14 protein-coding genes are annotated in these 21,432 nt (G+C 73.6%); 8 read left to right on the top strand and 6 right to left on the bottom strand.

Annotation, left to right across the window (positions count from 1 at the left end):
• Nucleotides 1-493: 493 nt before the first annotated feature.
• Nucleotides 494-730: a DUF397 domain-containing protein gene (locus tag B056_RS0125570; RefSeq protein WP_026240144.1), complete on the bottom strand. Its 237-nt coding sequence runs from the start codon at nucleotides 728-730 to the stop codon at nucleotides 494-496.
• Between the two features lie 1,596 nt (nucleotides 731-2,326).
• Between B056_RS0125570 and B056_RS0125565 the strand changes: the two genes are divergently transcribed.
• The 4 genes from B056_RS0125565 to B056_RS0125550 all read left to right on the top strand — a co-directional run bounded on the left by B056_RS0125565 (nucleotide 2,327) and on the right by B056_RS0125550 (nucleotide 9,760).
• Nucleotides 2,327-3,193, top strand: coding sequence for a helix-turn-helix domain-containing protein (locus B056_RS0125565; RefSeq protein WP_018504703.1), 867 nt, complete (start codon nucleotides 2,327-2,329; stop codon nucleotides 3,191-3,193).
• Nucleotides 3,194-3,501: 308 nt separating this feature from the next.
• Nucleotides 3,502-3,966 (top strand): anthrone oxygenase family protein, encoded by a 465-nt coding sequence (locus tag B056_RS0125560; protein WP_018504702.1) that lies wholly within the window; start codon nucleotides 3,502-3,504, stop codon nucleotides 3,964-3,966.
• 350 nt (nucleotides 3,967-4,316) lie between these two features.
• Nucleotides 4,317-8,567, top strand: a complete 4,251-nt coding sequence (locus B056_RS0125555) for a DUF3418 domain-containing protein (RefSeq protein WP_018504701.1) — start codon at nucleotides 4,317-4,319, stop codon at nucleotides 8,565-8,567.
• 278 nt (nucleotides 8,568-8,845) lie between these two features.
• Nucleotides 8,846-9,760 carry an alpha/beta hydrolase family esterase gene (locus B056_RS0125550; RefSeq protein WP_018504700.1) on the top strand — a complete coding sequence of 305 codons (915 nt, stop codon included), beginning with the start codon at nucleotides 8,846-8,848 and terminating at the stop codon, nucleotides 9,758-9,760.
• 4 nt (nucleotides 9,761-9,764) lie between these two features.
• On the opposite strand, the gene B056_RS0125545 is transcribed toward B056_RS0125550, so the two are convergent.
• The gene (locus tag B056_RS0125545) at nucleotides 9,765-11,132 is read right to left on the bottom strand and encodes a UDP-glucose--hexose-1-phosphate uridylyltransferase (RefSeq protein WP_018504699.1); all 1,368 of its coding nucleotides are present in this window, start codon (nucleotides 11,130-11,132) and stop codon (nucleotides 9,765-9,767) included.
• A 226-nt stretch (nucleotides 11,133-11,358) separates the two neighbouring features.
• Between B056_RS0125545 and B056_RS43075 the strand changes: the two genes are divergently transcribed.
• From B056_RS43075 to B056_RS0125525, 4 genes are all read left to right on the top strand, one after another.
• Nucleotides 11,359-11,541, top strand: coding sequence for a PD40 domain-containing protein (locus B056_RS43075; RefSeq protein WP_018504698.1), 183 nt, complete (start codon nucleotides 11,359-11,361; stop codon nucleotides 11,539-11,541).
• Between the two features lie 52 nt (nucleotides 11,542-11,593).
• Complete coding sequence (soxR, locus tag B056_RS0125535) at nucleotides 11,594-12,061, top strand: redox-sensitive transcriptional activator SoxR (protein WP_018504697.1); 468 nt, start codon at nucleotides 11,594-11,596, stop codon at nucleotides 12,059-12,061.
• 224 nt (nucleotides 12,062-12,285) lie between these two features.
• Entirely contained in the window at nucleotides 12,286-13,041 is a 756-nt protein-coding gene (locus tag B056_RS0125530; RefSeq protein WP_018504696.1) for an NADPH-dependent FMN reductase, read from the top strand.
• Between the two features lie 332 nt (nucleotides 13,042-13,373).
• Nucleotides 13,374-14,621 (top strand): ABC transporter substrate-binding protein, encoded by a 1,248-nt coding sequence (locus tag B056_RS0125525; RefSeq protein WP_018504695.1) that lies wholly within the window; start codon nucleotides 13,374-13,376, stop codon nucleotides 14,619-14,621.
• 36 nt (nucleotides 14,622-14,657) lie between these two features.
• Here B056_RS0125525 and B056_RS0125520 read toward each other — a convergent pair whose 3' ends face one another.
• From B056_RS0125520 to B056_RS0125505, 4 genes are all read right to left on the bottom strand, one after another.
• Nucleotides 14,658-15,398: an ABC transporter ATP-binding protein gene (locus B056_RS0125520; RefSeq protein WP_018504694.1), complete on the bottom strand. Its 741-nt coding sequence runs from the start codon at nucleotides 15,396-15,398 to the stop codon at nucleotides 14,658-14,660.
• Nucleotides 15,395-18,634 carry an ABC transporter permease subunit gene (locus B056_RS37930; RefSeq protein WP_018504693.1) on the bottom strand — a complete coding sequence of 1,080 codons (3,240 nt, stop codon included), beginning with the start codon at nucleotides 18,632-18,634 and terminating at the stop codon, nucleotides 15,395-15,397. Before B056_RS37930 ends, B056_RS0125520 begins: the two co-directional genes overlap by 4 nt.
• Nucleotides 18,635-19,148: 514 nt before the next feature.
• The gene (locus tag B056_RS0125510; protein WP_018504692.1) at nucleotides 19,149-20,126 is read right to left on the bottom strand and encodes a CAP domain-containing protein; all 978 of its coding nucleotides are present in this window, start codon (nucleotides 20,124-20,126) and stop codon (nucleotides 19,149-19,151) included.
• Nucleotides 20,127-20,273: 147 nt separating this feature from the next.
• A complete protein-coding gene (locus tag B056_RS0125505) occupies nucleotides 20,274-21,377 on the bottom strand; it encodes an amidohydrolase family protein (RefSeq protein ID WP_035752710.1) in 1,104 nt (367 codons plus the stop codon).
• Nucleotides 21,378-21,432 lie beyond the last annotated feature (55 nt).

Genomic DNA, 21,432 nt, shown 5'->3' with positions numbered 1-21,432 from the left:
CTGCGACCTGGCAGGTGCTGCCGAGGCTCTTGGGGGGGTGCCGCCCACCCCCGTGTCGGCGCCTGGCGACGGGCCGCGGCCCGCGCAGGGCGTCACGGAGACGGTCTGGCGGAATCTCCCAGCCACACATCTCACCTTGCGATCATGACCGGACGCCGGTGTCCGGTCGTGATCCGGAGCGAGACGGACTACAGCGGGATCCGTCTAGCTCGTCCTGGTGCTGATCGAGCGGCCGGCGCCGGTGGGCCCGGTGCCTCGTTCGTCAGCGGTGATGGTGCGGCCGGGCACTAGTCGCCCAGGCGGAGGTTCGTGGCGCCGGTGGTGCGTGGCGCGGAGTCCCGTTCGTGCGCCGCCTGGAGATCGCTTGGTGCGTTTACCAGTTCACTGTCCGTTAGTTCACACGTGCCGTACGACACCCCGACGGATGCCTGGTCACCACCCCCGAGGGCGACCACAACGCCACGTGCTGGGGACCCCCGTGAGACCGCCCCGCTCAGATGAGCAGGTTGTCGAAATCCCCATCCTTCGCGCCCAGGATCAGCGCCTCAATCTCAGCCCGCGTGTAAACCAGCGCGGGCCCGTCGGGATGCCTGGAGTTTCTAACGGCCACCTCGTCCCCAGGAAGCCGCGCCATCTCGACGCAGTTGCCCTGCGAATTGCTCCGTCGACTCTTCTGCCAGGTAACCCGTTGTAGGGCCGTGGCAGGCATACCACTGTAGATCTTGGACAAGGTCGGTCTCCTGAAGATTCGTCCGGAGCCAGGCGATCGCTACCGCGGTCGGGGCACCTTTCCGCTCGAGCAGCTCGCGGCTCGTCCGCGGCCACAGAACCGCTCCGCCACAGGGAAGCCTCGGCCGATGAGAGGCCTCGTCCCACCTCCCTCCGGGGGTCGGCGCGTGCGCTTGCACGGACTTCGGCTCACGATACAGCACGCGCGTGTGCACGTGCATCCGACCTGCGCCCGCGTGCACACGACTTTCGACCGGCACGGATCACCCCTTTCGGGCAGCACTCACAACCAACGATGTGGCCACACGACATCCACACCAGGACACACGGAACGCCCTACGGAATACCGCCCACCGAACGTCGATCCCATGTTCCATCCACATTTCGTCGTCGTTACGTGCACGGATCATCCCGGGATCCTCGGTGGTGTAGGACTTTCTCCGGCAGCGAAGAAGATCGGAAGGAAGAGAGTCCGCCACGGACCCACAGCCCACCGGCCGCGCCCCGGCGCGCCCGGCCCCGCCAGACCAGCCGGACCCGGCTGGCCCCGGCCCTGCCGACCCCGACCCGGCGCCCGCCCGATCGGCACCCGACCGACCGGTCCTCAGCCAGCCCGGCCCGACTCGACCCGGTCGACGCCGGTCCAGCCGCCCAGCGCGAGTCGGCCGAGTCGGCCGAGTCGGCCGCCCGAAGGATCCATTGCGACGATCACCCGATCGTGCCCACTCGCAGGCGCCGGGGGTGGTGGTGAACGGCCCGTCCGACTCCGGCCGCGGCGGCACTCGTCCGGCCTGCCGACAGCCCGCCCGCGCCTGCCCCGAGCAGCGTTTCCACCTGAATCCCGGCGCGCGCGAACCGGGCTCCGGGCCGCGGCGCCGGACCGCCCTACATGTCGAGGCGAAGGTCCCGATCACGCCCGGCGGCCCCGCGGGGACGCTGTACGGTCGACCCGACGCCCGATTCCGGCCCGCCGAAGCGGATCCCGGACCGAACGCGGCGGCACCGTGGGCGAGCACCGTGGGCGAGCGGAGAAATGATGCGTGCTCCGCGCCGCCAACAGGCGCTGTCGCGGTCCCGGCGACGGGATCACCGGTGAGGAGATCAGAGGTGCACTCCGACGGCCGGCAACTGCTCGACCCTGCGTGGTCTTTCTGCCACAGTGGCGACCGAGCAAGGCTGATCCGGTCAAGGGGGATCCGGATGGAAGCAGGCGCTACCAGACCTCCTCCGGTAGTTCCACCGCGGGGGATGCCCGATGGCGGGGGGTAACGGCAGCCGACCCAGGGGCCGGCCGGGCTGACACGGGTTACCGCCCGCTAACCGGGCTTCGCCGGACCCGGCCGCGCCCGCACGACCTCGGAATGCATACCCAGCGTGGGATGCAATGACCGGGCAGTATGCGGAACGGCCGCACCGGGTCCCGTACCCCACCGTAATTGGGAGTCGGTCGCGAGCGCTCTCCGTCAACCGTGTATACGTATCTCGTTCGCACCGAGAGACGTGACTGAGTTGAACGGGGCGGAGAAGGCGCGAGGTGAACGAGGGTAGAAGATCGAATGCCGTACTCTTGCATTGACCTATGGCGAGGGGGCCGACAGTGACGACCACTCAGCTGGGTGGCGGTCCGACCGTACGTCGGATCCTGCTCGGCTCACAGCTCCGTCGGCTTCGGGAGGAAAAGGGCATAAGCCGCGAGGACGCCGGTTACCACATCCGGGCCTCGGAGTCGAAGATCAGCCGCATGGAACTAGGGCGGGTGAGCTTCAAGGAACGCGACGTCGACGATCTCCTCACCCTGTACGGGGTGACGGACAGCGCCGAGCGCGCGCCGCTGCTCTCGCTCGTCCGGGAGGCCAACCGGCCCGGCTGGTGGCACAGCTTCGGCGACGTGCTCCCGAACTGGTTCCAGCCCTACATCGGGCTGGAGGAGGCGGCGCAGCTCATCCGGACCTACGAGCTCCAGTTCATCCCCGGGCTTCTCCAGACGGAGGAGTACGCCAGGGCCGTGATCACGCAGGGTAACATCGGCGTACCCGCGGAGATCATCGAGCGTCGGGTCAACGTGCGCATGAACCGGCAGAAGGTCCTCCACCGCGAGAACGCGCCCCGGCTGTGGGTGGTGGTCGACGAGGCCGCCCTGCGGCGCCCGATCGGCGGCCCCAAGGTGATGCGCAGCCAGCTCGAGCAGCTGATCGCCCTGTGCGACCTGCCGAACCTGACCCTGCAGATCATGCCGTTCGCCTTCGGCGGCCACGCGGCCGAGGGCGGCGCTTTCAGCATCCTGCGTTTTCCGGAGTCGGACCTCCCCGATGTGGTCTACCTGGAGCAGCTCACCGGCGCCGTCTACATGGATAAAAGAGAAGATGTGGACATTTACGCCGAAGCGATGAACCGGCTGACGGTGGACAGCCCGCCGCCGGCCACCACGCCCGAGCTTCTCAGCCAAATCATCGCCGAGCTCTGAAGTCGGCCGGGCGTACCACAACGAGATTCACCCCAACGCCGGAGAGGCCAGCCAGTCATACGGTGCCGCCCGGCGGCACGAGGCAGGCCCCGGCTCGGAGGGACCAGGCCGCCCGGCCACCTCGCGCCCACGGCGCGAGCGGCTCCGGCCGCCGCGCCGTTCCGGCCGCCGCGGCGCTCCGGCGGCCCCGGCGCTCCGGCGGGCGTCAGCAACCGGCCTTCATTCGGGCAACGGCTTCCGGGCACTCCTCCAACTTGGTATGAATGCACCCATTCAGCCATGCCCAAAGGATGGAGAGCCGGAAAACCATGGTCTCGGCGCTTGTCGTGATCTCCCTCGTCCTGACCGGGCTCGTCGCGGGAACCATGGCCGTCGGCCTGGTCGCCGTCCGGCCCGCGATGCACTCCCTGCCCCCGACTTCGTATGTGCTGGTCAAGCAGGCGTTCGACGTCAGCTACCCGAAGCTGATGAAGCCGCTCCAGATCAGCAGTCTGCTGTCGACGGTCGTGCTGGCCGTCGCGGCCGCGGTGGACGGAGCGTCCACCTGCGCGATCATCGCCGCCGTCGCAGCCGTCGCCGTGTTCACCAACATTCTCGTCACGGTGCGGGGCGACCTCCCGATCAACAACGCGATGGCCACCTGGCGACCGGAGGCCCCACCCGCGGACTGGGAATCCCAGCGGGCCCGCTGGGACTTCTTCAACTCGATCCGCACCACCGCCGCCGTCGGCGCGCTGGTGCTGCTCGCGCTGGCGGCGACCACGAGCTACTGACCTCGGCACCCACCGATCCCGGCCGGCGCCCCCCGGGAATGCGGGCGGCCGGTCCGGTGCTGCAGAAAACCAGGTGCCGGCGCGCGGCGGCGCGGGCACAATGCTGCCCCGAGGGGCCGTCCCGAAAGACTGCCTGACGGGGCTGCCTCGAAGGCCTCGCCGCGCGACGGCGGCCGCCGCGGTCCGGGCCGGAGTGCGGCCGCGCTCGTAGCGTGGTCCGTGCCCAGCTCGACCGGGGTACCACGAACCGACAACCACCCGGGAATACGCCGTCCGTGATCTCTCCTGCTGAAACGCCGCCGCCGGCACCGCCGCCGCTGGCGGAGCTGCGTGCCTGCCTGCCTCAGCTCATGGCACGCGACGCCCACCGCCTGAGCCGGCACCTCGACCGGGCCCGCCGGATGCGCGACCCGGCGGCGCGCGACTCCTCGATCGCACGGCTGGCGGCGGACGTCGAGGCCGCGCGCCTGCGGGTGGAGACGCGCCGGGCGAGCGTCCCGGTGATCGGCTACCCGGAGGAGCTGCCGGTCAGCCAGCGCCGGGACGAGATCCTGACCGCCATCCGGGACAACCAGGTGGTGGTGATCGCCGGCGAGACCGGCTCGGGCAAGACCACGCAGCTGCCGAAGCTGTGCCTGGAGCTGGGCCGGGGCGTACGCGGCATGATCGGGCACACCCAGCCGCGGCGGATCGCCGCGCGCACCGTGGCGGAGCGGATCGCCGAGGAGCTCGGCAGCGTGATCCCCGAGACCGGCCGCGACCGGGCCCAGGCCGGCCCGGACGGAAGCGACACCGGGAACAACGCCGGCCGTGGGAACAGCGGCGGGGGCGGCGGGGGCGGCCTGGTCGGCTACCAGATGCGCTTCACCGACCGGGTCGGGCCGACCACGCTGATCAAGCTGATGACCGACGGCATCCTGCTCAACGAGCTGACCGCCGACCGGCTGCTCCGCCAGTACGACACCCTGATCATCGACGAGGCGCACGAGCGCAGCCTCAACATCGACTTCATCCTCGGCTACCTGCACGGGCTGCTCCCCCGCCGCCCGGACCTCAAGGTGGTCATCACCTCGGCGACGATCGACCCGCACCGGTTCGCCCACCACTTCCACGACGCGCCGGTGATCGAGGTCTCCGGCCGCACCTACCCGGTCGAGACCCGTTACCGCCCCATGGTCGACACCGGCCCGGGCGCCGACGACGACTCCGACTCCGACTCCGGTGCCGCTCCCGCGGCACGGAGCGGGCCACGTGCCGACGGTCGCAGGGGGACCGGCGGCAACGGCCGGAGAGGCAGCAACGAGGCCCGCCGGGGAGCCGGTGGCGACCCACGGACCGGGGCCGCGGGCGCCGACACCGAACGCGACCAGGTCTCGGCGATCTGCGACGCGGTGGACGAGCTGTACACCGAGGGGCCGGGCGACATCCTGGTGTTCCTCAGCGGGGAACGCGAGATCCGGGACACTGCCGACGCGCTGGCCCGCCGCGACCTCCCGCTGACCGAGATCGTCCCGCTCTACGCCCGGCTGTCCTCGGCCGAGCAGCACCGGGTCTTCACCCCGCACACCGGACGCCGGATCGTCCTGGCCACCAACGTCGCGGAGACGTCGCTGACCGTCCCGGGCATCCGCTACGTGATCGACCCGGGGCTGGCGCGGATCTCCCGGTACAGCCACCGGACGAAGGTGCAGCGCCTGCCGATCGAGCCGGTCTCGCAGGCCTCGGCCAACCAGCGGGCCGGCCGGTGCGGCCGGACGTCCGACGGCATCTGCGTCCGGCTGTACTCGGAGGAGGACTTCGCCGGCCGGCCCGCCTTCACCGATCCCGAGATCCTGCGCACCAACCTGGCCTCGGTGATCCTGCAGATGGAGGCGCTCGGCCTCGGCGAGATGGCGGACTTCCCGTTCCTCGACCCGCCGGAGTCACGCCAGGTCACCGACGGCATGCGGCTGCTGACCGAGCTGGGCGCGTTCGTCGAGGACGCCGAGCCCGGCAGGCGGCTGACCCCGATCGGGCGCAGCCTCGCCCAGCTGCCGGTGGATCCCCGGCTGGGCCGGATGGTGCTCGCGGCCGGCGAGCTGGGCTGCCTGTCCGAGGTGCTGGTGATCGCCTCCGCGCTGGCCATCCAGGACCCGCGGGAGCGGCCCGTCGAGCAGCGGGCCGCCGCCGACGAGCGGCATGCCCGGTTCACCGACCCGACGTCGGACTTCCTGTCGATCCTGAACCTGTGGCGGCATCTGCGTACCGCGCGCGAGGAACGGTCGTCCAACCAGTTCCGCCGGATGTGCCGCACCGAGTTCCTGAACTACCTGCGGATCCGGGAGTGGCAGGACGTCCACGGCCAGCTGCGCGCGATCGCCCGGAACCTGGGGCTGGAGCCGAACGACAGCCCGGCCGACGCCCGGTCGGTGCACCAGGCGCTGCTCACCGGGCTGCTCTCTCATCTCGGCCGCTACGAGCCGGAGAAGAAGGACTACCTCGGGGCCCGCGGGGCGCGTTTCGCGATCTTCCCGGGTTCCGGGCTCGCGCGGCGGCGGCCGTCCCGGCCCGAAGCCGGCGACGGGGGCCGGGAGACGCCGGCGGAAGCGGAGGCGGAGGCGGGCGGGCGACGCGGACCGGGCATCCCGACCTGGGTCGTCGCGGCCGAGCTGGTCGAGACGTCCCGGCTGTGGGCGCGCACGGTGGCGCGGGTGGAGCCCGAGTGGGTCGAGCCGCTCGCCGAGCACCTGCTGCGGCGCAGCTACAGCGAGCCGCACTGGTCTCGCAAGCAGGCCGCGGCACTGGCCTACGAGAAGGTCACGCTGTACGGGATCCCGCTGGTGACGTCCCGGCTGGTCCAGTACGGGCGGATCGACCCGGTCGTCAGCCGGGACCTGTTCATCCGGCACGCGCTCGTCGAGGGCGACTGGCACACCCGGCACGCCTTCTTCCACGCGAACCGGGAGCTGCTCGCCGGGGTGGAGGAGCTGGAGCACCGGGCCCGCCGCCGCGACATCGTCGTCGACGACGAGACGCTGTTCGAGTTCTACGACCGGCGGATCCCCGCCGACGTCGTCTCCGGCCGCCATTTCGACACCTGGTGGAAGGCGACCCGTCGGACCGAGCCGGACCTGCTCGACTTCTCCGCGTCAATGCTGGTCAACGACCGCGCGGGCGCGATCCGCCAGCAGGACTACCCGGACATCTGGGTCGCCGACGGCATCGAGCTGGCCCTCACCTACCAGTTCACGCCCGGGGAGGCCGCCGACGGGGTGACCGTGCGGGTGCCGCTGCCAGTCCTCGGCACGCTGCGCGCGGAGCCGTTCACCTGGCAGGTGCCCGGGCTGCGGGAGGAGCTCGTCACGGCGCTGATCCGGGCGCTGCCCAAGGTGGTGCGGCGCGGTTTCGTCCCGGCGCCGAACTACGCCCGTGCCGTCCTGGACCGCCTGGCCCCCGCTGACCGCCCGGCCCCCGGCGGTTCCCCGGCCGACGGCGGCGGGCCGCCGGTCGACGACCGCCCGCTGGCCGACGCCGTCGCCGGTGAGCTGCACCGGATGAGCGGCTCGGCGCTCCCCTCCGGCGTCTGGTCACCGCCGCGGCTGGCCGAACTGCTGCCACCGCACCTGCGGATGACCTTCCGGGTCGTCGACGACGGCGGGAAGACGCTCGCCGAGGGCAAGGACCTGGCCGAGCTCCGGGCCCGGCTGCGGCCCCGGACGAAGGCGGTCGTCACGGCCGCGGCCGCCGGCGTGGAACGCGCCGGCCTGCGCACCTGGGACGTCGGCACGCTGCCCGCGGTGATCGAGCGCAGCCGCGGCGGCCATGTCGTGCGCGCCCACCCGGCACTGGTCGACGAGGGCGGCTCGGTCGCGGTCCGGGTCTTCGACGACCGGGCGGAGGCCGACCGCGCGATGTGGGCCGGCACCCGCCGGCTGCTGCTCCTCAACGTCTCCTCCCCCGTCCGGGGGATCATCGGCCGGCTGCCCAACGCGGCGAAGCTGGCCCTGAGCAACAACCCGCACCGCGACGTCACCGACCTGTTGGACGACTGCGTCGCCGCCGCCGTGGACACGCTGCTGCGCCGCGCCGGCGGGCCCGCCCGGGACGAGGCGGGTTTCGCCACGCTGCTCGAGACGGTGCGCGCGGAGCTGGCGGACACCGCGTGGACGGTGGTCCGCGGCACCGAGCGGGTGCTCGCCGCCGCCCACGAGATCAGCCTCGGGGTGCGGGCGCTGAGCAGCCCGGCGCTGCTGGTGACCGCGACCGACCTGCGCACCCAGCTCGACGCGCTGATCCACCGGGGCTTCGTGACCGAGGCGGGTACCGAGCGCCTGCCCGATCTGGAGCGCTACCTCACCGCCGCCCGGCGGCGCCTGGACCGGCTGCCCGGCGACGCCGCCCGGGACCGCCAGCTCACCCTCCGGGTGCGCAACGTCGTCGAGGCCTTCCAGGAGCTGCTCGACGAGGTGGGCCCGGCGCGCGCCGGGTCCGAACCGGTCCAGGCGATCCGCTGGATGATCGAGGAGCTGCGGGTCAGCCTGTTCGCCCAGGCGCTGCGCACGCCGTACCCGGTCTCCGAGGAGCGCGTCTACCGGGCGATCGACCAGCTGCGCCCCGGCTGACCTCGCCGCGCGCGCCCGTCACCCGCCGGGCCCGCCGCCCACCGACAGCCGACCGCCGGTTGCGGCTCGCGTGCGGGAGGGCACGGCCGGTCAGCCGCCTCGCCCATGGGACGACCGGCCGGCGGCGCCCATTACGATGACACCCCCGGCGAGAAGCCTGTGTCGATCACAACGACGTACGAACATCTCCCGGATCCACCCGATCTCACCTCCTCGTGAGCAGGGTCGTTTCTTCTTGTCTTCGGTGGCCTCAGGTCGCGCTGGGCCGGGGGTTGGGGGTGCGGGTGACGGCCGGCGGCAGGCTCCTGGCGGCGCTGTTCGTGATCGTCGGCATTCCGCTGGCCGCCGTGCCGGTGGCCCTGATGTACGACGGTGGATCACCTCCCGCGGTAACAACGGCCACATCCACATCCACGCCCTCGCCCTCGTCTCCGGCCACCGCGTCCACCATGCACCGGGCCACCGACAGAACCACCGACCGGACCGCGGTCGAGGCCGCCACCGGGGGTCCGGCCTACACCAGGGAGATCACGCTCCGATCGGGGCGTAGCTACGACCTGCACACGACCGTCCGTTCCGGGCCGCCCAGGCCGCTCGTCGTGCTGTTGCACGCCTACGCCCACACCGCGGCCGACATGCGCGACATCAGCGGGGCCACCCCGTTCGCGGACGAGCACGGGTTCGTGCTCGCCTACGGGCACGCCGTGGACGGAGCCTGGAACGCCGGCACCTGCTGCGCCGGGACGAACGGGCAGGACGACATCGCCTACCTGCGCGAGCTCGTGGCCGACGTGGCCCGGCGGACCCCGGTGGACCGCGGCCGCGTCTATGTCTGGGGCTACTCCAACGGCGGGATGCTGGCGGCCCGCGCGGTCTGCGAGGCACCGGACGTCTTCGCGGCGGCCGGCGTCGTCGCGGGCCACCTGCTCGTCCCCTGCGACCAGGCACGTGTCCGGATGATGCACATCCACGGCACGGCGGACACCACCGTGCCCTGGCGGGGAGGCTGGTCGGACTACGTCCACGTCACGTTCCCGGACGCCCGCACGGAGTCGGAGCGGGTCACCAGCTCGTCGACGGTGGTGGGGATCCCCTGGGACGGCGGGCACGCCTGGCCGTGGTGGGCCACGGGCACCCTGTGGGGCTTCTCCGAGCAGTGGTCCGGGACGACGGCCCTCCCCGGCACCCGCTGACCCGTCAGCCCTGGTGTGAGCTCCGCTGTCGGCTCTCCGCGCGCGCCCCGGCGGCCCGCAGCCGGTCGGCGGCGTCCTCCGGGGTGATGTCACGCAGCACGCCCGCGAACATCTCGTAGCCCACCAGGTGCTTGCGGACGGTCGGTGACCGCAGCAGCGGCGGGTGGAAGTGGGCGTGCAGCTGCCAGTGCGCGGGCACTGGCGCGGCGGGATCCGGTCGCACGCCCGGCGCCGCGTGCCAGCCCATCGAATAGGGGAAGGGCGAGTCGAACAACGCGTCGTAGCAGCCGAGCAGGGAGCGCAGCGCCTGCGCCAGCGCGTCCCGTTCGGCGTCGGTCAGGTGCTGGAGCAGACCGACCGGGCGACGCGGGAGCACCAGCGTCTCGAACGGCCAGAACGCCCAGTAGGGGACGACGACGAGCCAGTGGTCGTTCGCCACGACCACCCGGTTCGCGGCCCGGCCGGGGCCGTCCACGCCGTCCACGCCGTCGGCGACTCGGCCCGGGGTGACTCGGCCCGCCACGGGCCGGCCCGCGGCGGCGAGCTCGGCCTCGAGCTCGGCGTAGTCGACGAGCAGCGAGGTGCCCCTGGAACGCAGATGGTCGCGCTGCGTGCGGTCCTCGACGGCGGCGAGGTCGGGCAGGAACGACGACGCCCAGATCTGCCCGTGCGGGTGCGGGCTGGAGGCCCCCATCGCGGCGCCGCGGTTCTCGAAGATCTGCACCCAGTTCCAGGTCCGGCCGAGCTCACGTTCCTGGTCGGCCCAGGTGTCGACCACCGCCCGCACCCGGTCCGGCCCCAGGCTCGCCAGCGACTGGTCATGGCCCGGGTCGAAGCAGACGACCCGGCAGGTGCCGATGCCCGGTTCGGCGTGCAGCAGCCCCGCCGTCCGCGCCCCCAGCCCGGACGGATCAGCGGGCACCGCGTGGTCGGCGGGCCCGGCCGACTCCACGGGCCCAGCCGGCTCCACGGGCCCGGCCGGGCCGGCGGGTTCGGGGCGCAGCGCCGGGAAGTCGTTGTCGAACACGTACACGCCGGCGTAGTCGGGATTGGCCGCGCCGGAGGCGCGCACGTTTCCCGGGCAGAGGTGGCACTCGGGGTCGTAGGTCCCCACGGCGCTGGCGACCACCTCCTGGCCGCCACGCCACGGGCGCGACACCCGGCCCGCCGAGACGATGACCCAGCGATCGCCCAGCGGGTCGTGCCGCCGGTGCGCCGCGGGCCCGTTCGCCGGCGGCGCGGCGGCGGGCAACCCGGCCGCGGCCGGGTTGCCCGACGGGTGCGCCGCACCGCGCCAGTCGTCCTCGCCAGCCGGCCCGGACTGATCGTCCGGACCAGGAACGTCATCGGACGGGAAAACCGAGACCAGCACCGACGAACCGTATCAACGCCCTACCGGCGCCTCCGGTGCCAGAGACATGCGTCACCGCCGCCGGCAAACGACCCGTCATCACATCTCTCACTACGCTCAGTATTGGAGCTATCACTTCAAGGTCGAGTGGCTGACCGCCACGAGGTGGCGACAACCGTGGACCGCCGTGCCGTGCTGCGCCTGGCGCTCGCGAGCGCCGGAGCGGCCACCCTGTCCGGCGCTGCACATGATCACAGGCGACGGCACCCTCTCCCGCTTCCTGCACCTGCCGGACCACCTCGACTCCGAGATCACCGGCCCGGCCTTCAGCCCCGACGGACGCCGGCTGTACTTCTCCTCCCAGCGGGGGAGGGACGGCCGCAGCCGGGCCGGGATGGCTTTTGAGGTGTCCGGCCCGTTCCGTCGGTGAGCCGCCCACATTAGCTTTACCTGACTTCAGGTTCAGGTAGTACCGTCGGGCGATGCGCTCCACGGATCTTCTGACTCTCGGCGAGGTCGTGCACCGCAGCGGGTTCACCCCGTCGGCGCTGCGCTTCTACGAGCGGGAGGGCCTGCTCACGGCGAGCCGGACCAGCGGCGGCCAGCGGCGCTACGCCCGCCACGTGCTGCGCCGGCTGGCGTTCATCCGGGCCGCGCGCAACATCGGTCTGAGCCTGGAGGAGGTCCGCGCGGCGCTGCGCCGGCTGCCCGACGAGCGGACCCCGACCCGCGCGGACTGGACGGCGATCTCCCGCGACTGGCGCACCCGCCTCGACGAGCGGATCGAGGCGCTGGAACGGCTGCGTGACGGTCTCGACTCCTGCATCGGCTGCGGCTGTCTGTCCCTGCAGCACTGCCACATGTCCAACCCGGACGACCGGGTCGCCGCGTTCGGCCCGGGCGCGGTCGCGCTGCCCGCCACGCTGCGGCGCAGCCCCGACCACTCCTGACACACCGACCACCCGTGACACGCCGATCGGCCACTATCCGTCGCATCCGACCTGGTCTTTGCGGTAATGAGATGAGAAGTCATGCAACACATCCGACCGATGTCCGGCGCCCGGCGCCCGGGCCTCGGCGGGGGCCCGGTCGCGGGCGGTGGCCGGTCGCGGACCGGCGCCGCGCCGTGGGCGGCCCACAGGGGAACCGCACGAGGTCTGGCGAGGAGGGGTCGATGGACGACCTGCACGGCGCGTTCGCGACGAACGGCGAGGGACACAACTCCGAGGGCCTGCTGGCCCGGCGCCGGGTACGCCCCGGTCAGGAGCTACCCGCTCGGTCGGGGGGTGACCCGCTGGGCGGCCTCGACGCGCTCAGCGGGCTGAGCGGGTTCACGGGCCCGGCCGCCCGGCACGAGCGGAGGCGCCGCCCGACCATCGTCGGCATCGGAGGGACGACCCGGCCGGACTCGACGACGCTGCGCGCGCTGGACACCGTCCTGCGGACGATGGCCGGCGCGGGAGCGGAGACCGTCCTGCTCGGCTCGGCCGACCTGGACCTGCCGATGTACGTCCCGGACCGGCGTGAGCGGACGCCGGCGGCCCGGCGGCTGATCAGCGAGGTCGCCCGGGCGGACGGGCTCGTCATCGCCACACCGGGCTACCACGGTGGCATGTCGGGCCTGGTCAAGAACGCCCTGGACTACCTGGAGGATCTGCGGGACGCGCCCCGCCCCTACCTCGACGGCCGCGCGGTCGGGCTGATCGTCTGCGCGGACGGCCCGCAGACCGCCGGCACCGCGCTCGCGACGCTGCGCTCGTCCGTGCACGCGCTACGCGGCTGGCCGACCCCGCTCGGCGTCTCGATCGACACCTCGACGCCGCCCTTCGGGCCGGACGGCGAGGTGCTCGACAATCGGACGGCGAGCCACCTGGAGACACTGACCGACCACATCATGGGCTTCGCCTACGCGTGGTCCCAGGTGATCTGACCGTGCTCCGGGGGGCGTCCCGGATGAGGCGACGTCCCGGATGATCTGAACGGCGCCGCCCGACGACACCTTCCGGCACCCGCGCCCTGACCTTCGGGCACCGCGTCCGGCCTGGTCAGGGCGAGTGTGCGCGGTCTCGCCACGGCCCGTTGGCGCCAGGTCCCGCGACGCTTCGTAGCGTCACCCGGGAGACACACTGGGAGATTCCCGGCTCACCCTGCCGTAGGGATCGCGTACGGACGGGTCTACCGTGGCGAGGCCTGTGGCGCCGTGCGGGTGAACGACCCCGCCGCGCCACCGGCACGCCAGGAGCATTCAGGAGGGACGAACCGGTGAGACGACGTCTGGGTCTGCGGCTCGGGGCCGCCTGCGCCGGGGCCGCGCTGGCGCTCGCCGCGTGCGGCGGCGACGGCGGCGAGCAGGGCGGTGGCCCGGCCACCGGTTCCGGCGACCCGGTCAAGCTGATGATCATCGCGCCCGTCGGCACCACCGGCGCCAACCACCCCGAGATGGTGGCGGCGGTCCGGGCCGCCGCCCGCGGCGTGAACGAACGCGGCGGCATCAAGGGCCATCCGGTGGAGATCCTGCACTGCAACGAGAAGAACGACGCCACCGCGGCGAAGGAATGCGCCCAGCGGGCGGTGGACGAGCACGTCCTGGCCGTGGTCTCCACCGTCAACGGCTCGGGCGGGATCATGCCGATCCTCGAGGAGGCCGGCATCCCGGCGATCGGGTCGGCCGGGATCGCCGCCGACGGTTCGGAACTCAGCTCGGACGTCAGCTTCGTCGTCAGCCCGCTCACGTTCTACCCGGCGGTCTGCCCGTCGCTGCTGCGCAAGGCGGGAGCGTCCAAGGTCGGGCTGGTCGGCTACGACCTGAGCGCGAGTGACCGCCTGATCACGATGGCCCAGGCCGGCGGGCGCGCGGCCGGGACGCCGATCGACCCCGAGCTGCGCATCCCGATCACCAGCAGCGACCTCACCCCGACCGTCTCGCAGCTGAGCAGGGCGGGCGCGGACGGCGCCGTCCTGGTGGTGTTCGACCAGGCCGCCTACGCGGTGATCGGCGGCGGGGACCCGAACCTGCGTACCTGCCACGCGGCCGGCACCCTCTCCAAGGAGTACCTCGCCACACTCGGGCCGGCCGCCGACAACCTCGTCGTCGCCAGCGCGTTCCCCGAGCTCAGCCAGGCCGCCGAGTTCCCCGAGCTCAAGCGGATGCTCTCCGAGCTGGACGCCGAGGCGGCCGGGGGCGACGCCGACGCGCGCGCCGAGCTCCGGGACTCCACGGAGACCACCGGGGCGTGGCTGTCCGTCCAGATCGCCGAGAAGGTCGGCAACGCCGTCTCGGACGACCTGACGGCGAAGAGCCTGCTCGAGCAGCTCCGCGCGACCAGGGGGCTCGACCTCGGCGTGATCCCGCCGCTGGACTTCACCACGCCCAACCCCATCCCGGGCGTGCAGCGCGTCTTCAACACGACGATGCGCGGTGCCCGCTGGGACAGCGCCACGCACACCTTCGTCCCGCTCGGGCCGGAGACGTACCCGGCGCTCGACCTGCTGGCCCGCGGCGCCTCCTGAACCGCGGCGCGGCCTGACGTCGCCGGGCCGGCGGTGTCAGGCCAGGGGGAGGTACGCGCCCAGGAGCAGGTCGGGATCGGCCCGCACCCCCGCCGCCGGGCCCGCCCACGCGACCTGGCCGTGCCGCAGGACGATCACCCGGTCGGCCACCGCCAGCGCGCTGCGCACGTGCTGCTCGACGAGCAGCACGGCGAGGCCGCCGTCGGCCGCGGCCCGGACGGCACCGAGCAGCCGTTCGACCAGCTGGGGTGCGAGACCGAGCGAGAGCTCGTCGGCGAGCAGCGCCGCCGGCCGGCGGGCGAGCGCCCGGGCGAGCGCGACCATCTGCTGCTGGCCGCCGGAGAGCAGCCCCGCCCGCCGGTCGAGATGCCCGGCGAGCTCGGGGAACGTCTCCAGGGCGACCTCGGTGTCGGCGCGGCCGAGCCGCAGGTTCTCCCGCACGGTCAGGTCCATGATCACGGACCGGTCCTCGGGGACGAAGGCCAGGCCGGCCCGGGCCCGCTGGTGCAGCGGGGCGGTCGTCACCCGGCCGTTCCACGAGACGGTGCCGCCGCTGGGCGGCAACGCCCCGCTCAGCGCGAGCAGCGTCGTCGTCTTGCCGGCGCCGTTCGGCCCGAGCAGGGTGACCACCTCCCCCGACCGCAGGTCCAGGTCGAGCCCCCGGACCACCGGGCCGCCCTCGCCGTAGCCGGCCGACAGCCCGCGCGCGCTGAGCACCGGCGCGACGGGCCCCGTCCGGGGCCGCGGGACACCGCGGACCGGCGGGTTCGGGCTCACCGGCCGGCCGAGCCGGTCGAGCCGGCCGTGCCCGCCGCTGCCACGCGGCCGGTGCCGGTGGCGTCACCCAGGTAGGCCCGGCGCACCCGTGGGTCGACCCGGACCTGGCCCGGGGTGCCCTGCGCGATCACCTCGCCGCCGTCGAGGACGACCACCTGGTCGCAGATCCGCATCACCACGTCCATGTCATGCTCGTTGAGCAGGATCCCCAGCCCCCAGTTGTCCGCCAGCCGCCGCAGCAACGTGGCCACCCCGGCGCTCTCGTTCTCGTCGAGTCCCGCGCACGGCTCGTCCAGCAGCAGCACGGATGGGCAGGTCGCCACCGCGCGGGCGATCGCCAGCAGCCGGCGGCGGCCGTAGGAGAGCTCCGAGACCGTGCGGAGCAGGTCGTCGCGCAGGCCGAAGGCCTCCACGGCGGCGGCGGCCGCGGCGGGCAGCGGCCGGGAGCGGGGCAGCACCAGGTCACCGGCGTAGGCGCGGGCGTCCCGCGGGTCACAGGCGGCCTGGATGTTCTCGATGACCGTGAGATCCTCGAAGAGCTCCAGGTTCTGGAACGACCGGCTGATCCCGGCGCGGGCGCGCAGGTGGGCCGGCAGCCGGTCGAGCCGGGTGTCGCCGAGCATCAGGGACCGCGACACCGACGAGGTGTAGCCGGTGATCGCGTCAATCACCGTCGTCTTGCCCGCGCCGTTCGGACCGATGACGCCGACGACCCGTCCCGGCTCGACCCGCAGGTCGACCGAGCTGACCGCGGCCACCGACCCGAAGCTCACCGACAGTCCCCACACCGACAGGGTGGCCGGCCGGCCCGGGTAGGCGACCGTGCCGACCCGGCGGATCGGTCCCGTCGCCGGTCCCGTCCCTGGGCCTGTCGCCGGGCTCACCGGCGGTCCGGCCGGCGGGCCCGCCGGGCCCGCCGGTGCGGTGGCGACCGGTTCGAGGGCCGGAACGGGGCCGAGCAGGCGGACGACCCGGGCCGTGTCGGCGGCCATCCGCCGCTCGACGGCCTTCGGGAAGTGGCGCTCCAGGATCCGGCGGGCGGTGCGGGCGTTCTCCGGCGCCATACCGCCCCCGGACCGGGAGAGAACCGTGACCAGCACCAGGCCGCCGATCAGCGGGACGTAGCGGTCGAGGTCGGCCAGCCAGTCGACGACCCGGCCCCCGGCCGCGAAGGCGGCTCCGGCGAAGGCCGCGGTGACCACCCACGGCACCGCCCGCCGCGGCCACGCGCCCCGCGCCGCGACCGACGGCCCCGCGGCACCCGCCGCCGCACCGGACGGCACCGCGGGGCCGGGCGCGCCCGGCCCCGCGGCACCCGCCGCCGGCCCGGGTGCCGGCACGACGGCGCGGCCGACCGCGAGGCCCAGCGAACCGGCGACCGCGGCGAAGAGCAGGCGGAGCAGCAGCCCGAGCTGGCCGAGGACGCTGCCCACCCAGGCCCCGGCCCTCGTCGCCAGCGCCTCGGCGGCCATCGTCGCGCCGGCGAAGGAACCGCTGATCCAGCCGACTCCCCCGACGACCGCGTAGGCGATCAGCAGAATGGACGCGAACGGCGAGAACAGGCCGCCGCCGTAGTCGATGTTGCCGCGCTCGCCGTAGGTGTAGAACGCGTACAGCACTCCCCCGAAGCCGGCGATCGCGGCGGACAGCGCGAAGGCGTACAGCTTCGCCCCGACCACGCTGATGCCCAGCGCCGCCGCGGCCCGCTCGTTCGTCCGGACGGCGATCAGCCGCCGCCCCGCGCGCCCCCGCCGCAGGTTCGCCACCGCCAGCCCGAGCAGGACGAACGCGAGCAGCGACAGGGTCGCGAACCCGCGCGGGTGGGTCACCTTGTCCAGGCTGATCCCGAACAGGGTCGCGTCGCCGACCTCCGTCCCCTCCAGCGTGCCGAGATCACCGAAGAGGGCACTGAGCGGGCTCGCCGCCGGCGAGTGGTACCCGCGCTGGAACAGCAGCGCGTCCACGGCGGCGCCGAGGCCGAGGGTCACGACGGCCAGTTGCAGGCCCCGGGTGCGCAGCGCCGGCAGCGCGAACAGCACGCCGACGACGGCCGTCCCGGCGACGCCCACCACGAGAGCCGCCTCCAGTGGCCAGCCCCGGGTGGCGACCAGCCGGCCGGCGATCAGGGCCGCGATCCCGGAGAAGGCGAGCTGCGCCAGCGAGAGCTGCCCGGTGAACCCGACCAGCACCACGACCGACAGGATGATCGTCGCCCAGATGGCGTTCGCGTTCAGCGCGTTCACCCAGGACGCCGGCAGCAGCCACCACACGGCGACAAGCGCGCCGGCCACCGTGATCCCCAGCGCCCGCCAGTGCACCCGGCCGCTGCCGAGCACCGGATGGCGCTCGGCGACATGGCCGCGGTCGGGGATGCCCCGCCCGCGCACCGCCAGGTAGAACACGATCACCGCCAGCGGGACGGCCCGGTCGACACCACGCCAGGCCGGATGGTCCGCGATCAGGTGGACCTGGGTCTCCAGCTCCACGACACCCAGCGCCAGCGCCCCGGCCAGCACCGCCGGCAGCGACCGGAACCGGGCGACCAGCGCCACCGCCAGCCCCGGGACGATCAGCAGCATCAGACCACCGGCCGACAACGGATTCTGCAGCGGCGCGAGCAGCACACCGCCCAGCCCCGCCAGTGCCGACCCGGCCAGCCACGCCCAGCTCGCCACCGCGTCCGGCGACCAGCCCAGCGACGCGGCGGCGCGCGGGTTCTCGGTCACCGCGGTCGCCGCGAGCCCGAGCGCGGTGAACCGGAACACCGCCCACAGCCCGGCCACGACCGCGGCCACCACGGCGAGCCGCACCAGGACGTCCACCCCGACCGCGGTGTCGAACAGGATCACCTTGCCGGTCGGCAGCACGGTGGGTGAACGCCGGACGTCCCCGCCGTACATCAGGGTGAGCAGCGACTGGATGACGATCAGCAGCCCGAGCGTGGCCATCAGCCGCAGCACGGCGGTGGCCTGGCGCATCGGGCGGAGCACCAGCTGGTGGAACACCAGGCCGACGGCCATCGTCGACCCGACGGCGAGCACCGCCGCCGGCGCCGCCGGCAGGCCCCACGCCTCACGCGCCCCGTGGAACGCGTACGCGGCCCACGCCAGCAGCGCGCCCTGCGCCATGTTCAGCACGCCGGCCCCGCGCTGGATCACGACCACGCCGGTGGCGACGAGCGCGTACAGCGCCCCGACACCCAGGCTCAACAGGGCGTAGCCCATGACGTCGTCCACGGCCGCCCACCTCACATGGCACCGGTGACCGGTGCCCGCCTGCGCTCGGGATGGCCACGGAGGACCCCCGGAGGCCCGCGAGACGATACGCGGAACCATACGATCACTGCGAGAATACTGATCACGGTGACCGGAGCGAATTTAAGGTCGCGAATGGTCACCGGACAAGCAAACCAGCCACAATTCGCCACCTCCAGGTAGCCGCCGCTCCGCTTCGAGGGGCCCGGACCAGCGCATTCAGCCCTCGGCCGGTGCCCGGCGACCCCTACGTCACACCGGCCGCCGGCGAATCGTCACGTTTCGCACCGGCCACCGACGGCAATGAACGGCCACCCCAATTCCACCCGCACGGGGGCGCACCAAAGTGGCGGTCACCCTGGGCACCCGCCGGTGGACCGGCCGGCGGGGCGGTATGTGGAGCGGCCGGCGGGCCCGGTGTGCGTGCGCCGGCGGACAGGCGGGCCGGAGGGCCGCCCGTGTTCCGCGGAACCGCCGCGGGGGCGGGTCACGGCGGTCAGCGGGGCGTGCCGAAGACCTGGGTCCAGTAGACGCCGTACTCGCCGCCGTCGAAGCGGGCCACGCCGATCTGGCGGACCTCGGGGCGCAGGATGTTCGCCCGGTGCGGCGGGCTGTTCATCCAGCCGGCGACGACCTCGGCTGCGGTGCGCTGGCCGGCCGCGATGTTCTCGGCCACCACGGCGTAGGAGTAGCCGGCGGCCAGCACCCGGTCGGCCACGGTGATGCCGTCCGGGGTGTCGTGGGCGAAGAATCCCCGGGTCGCCATGTCGGCGCTGTGGCGGTGCGCCGCCGCGGCCAGCCGCGGCTCGGTGACCAGCGCGGCCAGACCGCCGCGGGCCCGTTCCGCGTTCGTCAGCGCCACGACCTCGGCGAGGTGCCCGCCGCCGGGCGCGCGGGAGACATTCCGAGCCGGCACGGCATCGGCACCAGAATTGACACCAGCGCCGGAATTGTCGCCAGCGCCAGCGTCGACGTCGACGCCGAAGTCGCGGGCGAGACCGGCGAGGCCGTCCGCGTAGCCAAGGCCGAGCGCACGGATCTTCCATCGTCGGTCCCGGCGGTAGAACTCGGCGAGTTGCAGAGCCGTCTGCGCCGAGAGGCCGGGTGGGCGCAGCGTCGCGATCGTGCGGCCGGCGGCGCGCAGGGTGGCCAGCGGCGGCGGCAGCCGGCCGAAGGGGGTGGAGCCGTCGGCCGGGCTGGCGACCAGGACGACCCGCTCGCCGCCGGAGCGCAGGGCGTCCAGGTTCAGCTCGATCGACGAGACACCGGCGGTGCCGGCGGTGCCGCGCAACGTGACGCCGGGGCCGGTCGGCTGGTTGTAGAAGATCATGTCCCGGTCGCCGGAGACCTGGCCGTCCGGCCCGAGGACCAGGGCGGTCAGGTCGAAGGGGCCAGGGAGTGACAACGAAACCACGGGGCCGGGCAGGTTCAGGTTCGCGCCGGACACCAGCTCCACCATCCGGTCCCCCGCCATCCGGTCCCCCGCGTCGCCCGGCCCACTTGATAGGCCCAGCTCACCAAAGTGGAACGAGCGGCGCCCGAAGAGGTTCCTTCGGGCCGCGCGGCCCGAAGGGATGCTTCGACGCCCGCCGGCCCGACGAGCCTCGCCTGGATCCGCCTCCTAGACCGCGCGGCCGCGCAGGACGATGAGGTCGGGGGCGGCCAGGACGCGGACGTCCACCGTCGGGTCCTCGGGGTAGACCACGAGGTCGGCGGGCGCGGCCTCCTCCAGGCCGGGCCGGCCGAGCCAGCGGCGGGCGTCCCAGCAGGCGGCGCTCAGGGCGGTCCGCGGCGGGAGCCCGGCGGTGACCAGCTCGGCCACCTCGTCGGCCACCAGGCCGTGTGGCAGGGAGCCGCCGGCGTCCGTGCCGACGTAGATCGGGACGCCGGCCTCGTGCGCGGCGGCCACGGTGTCGTACCGGCGGGCGTGCAGGTCGCGCATGTGGCGGGCGTAGGCGGGGAACTTCGCCTCGGCACCGGCGGCGATCCCCTCGAAGGTCGCGATGTTCACCAGGGTCGGGACGATCGCGACGCCGCGCTCGGCGAACAGCGTGATGGTGTCGGCGGTGAGCCCGGTGGCGTGCTCGACGCAGTCGATGCCGGCGCGGGCCAGGTCGGCGAGGGAGTTCTCGGCGAAGCAGTGGGCCGTCACCCGGGCGCCGTGGGCGTGCGCGGCGTCGATCGCGGCGCGGGCCGCGTCCGCCGGCCAGCAGGGGGCGAGGTCGCCGACGGAGCGGTCGATCCAGTCACCGACGAGCTTGATCCAGCCGTCGCCGCGGCCGGCCTGCCGGGTGACCTCGGCGACGAGGTCGCCCGGGTCCACCTCGGCCGCGTAGCCGCGCAGGTAACGCTTCGGCCGGGCGATGTGCCGGCCGGCGCGGATCAGGCGCGGCAGGTCCGGGCGGTCGTCGATCCACCGGGTGTCGGACGGCGATCCGGCATCGCGCAGCAGGAGGGCGCCGGTGTCCCGGTCGGCGCGGATCTGCTCCTCGGCGGTCGCGGCGTCGGTGGCCCCGGTGTGGACTAGGCCCACGTGGCAGTGCGCGTCGACGAGGCCGGGGATCACCCACCCGGACACGGTACGCACGTCGCGCGCGGCGGCCCCGGTCGGGGCGGCGAAGCTCACCCTGCCGTCGACCACCCAGATCTCGTCCCGGATGTCGTCGGGCCCCACCAGGACGTGGCCGGTGATCCGCAGCGTCGGCGTGGTCGTCACAGGGTCCATCCTCCTCGCCGGCGTACCCGTCCCCCGGGGTCCCGCCGGATCGGCGGCCCCGGGG

The organism is Parafrankia discariae, from assembly GCF_000373365.1.
Lineage (GTDB): Bacteria > Actinomycetota > Actinomycetes > Frankiales > Frankiaceae > Parafrankia > Parafrankia discariae.
This window is presented reverse-complemented; position numbering and strand designations above follow the sequence as displayed.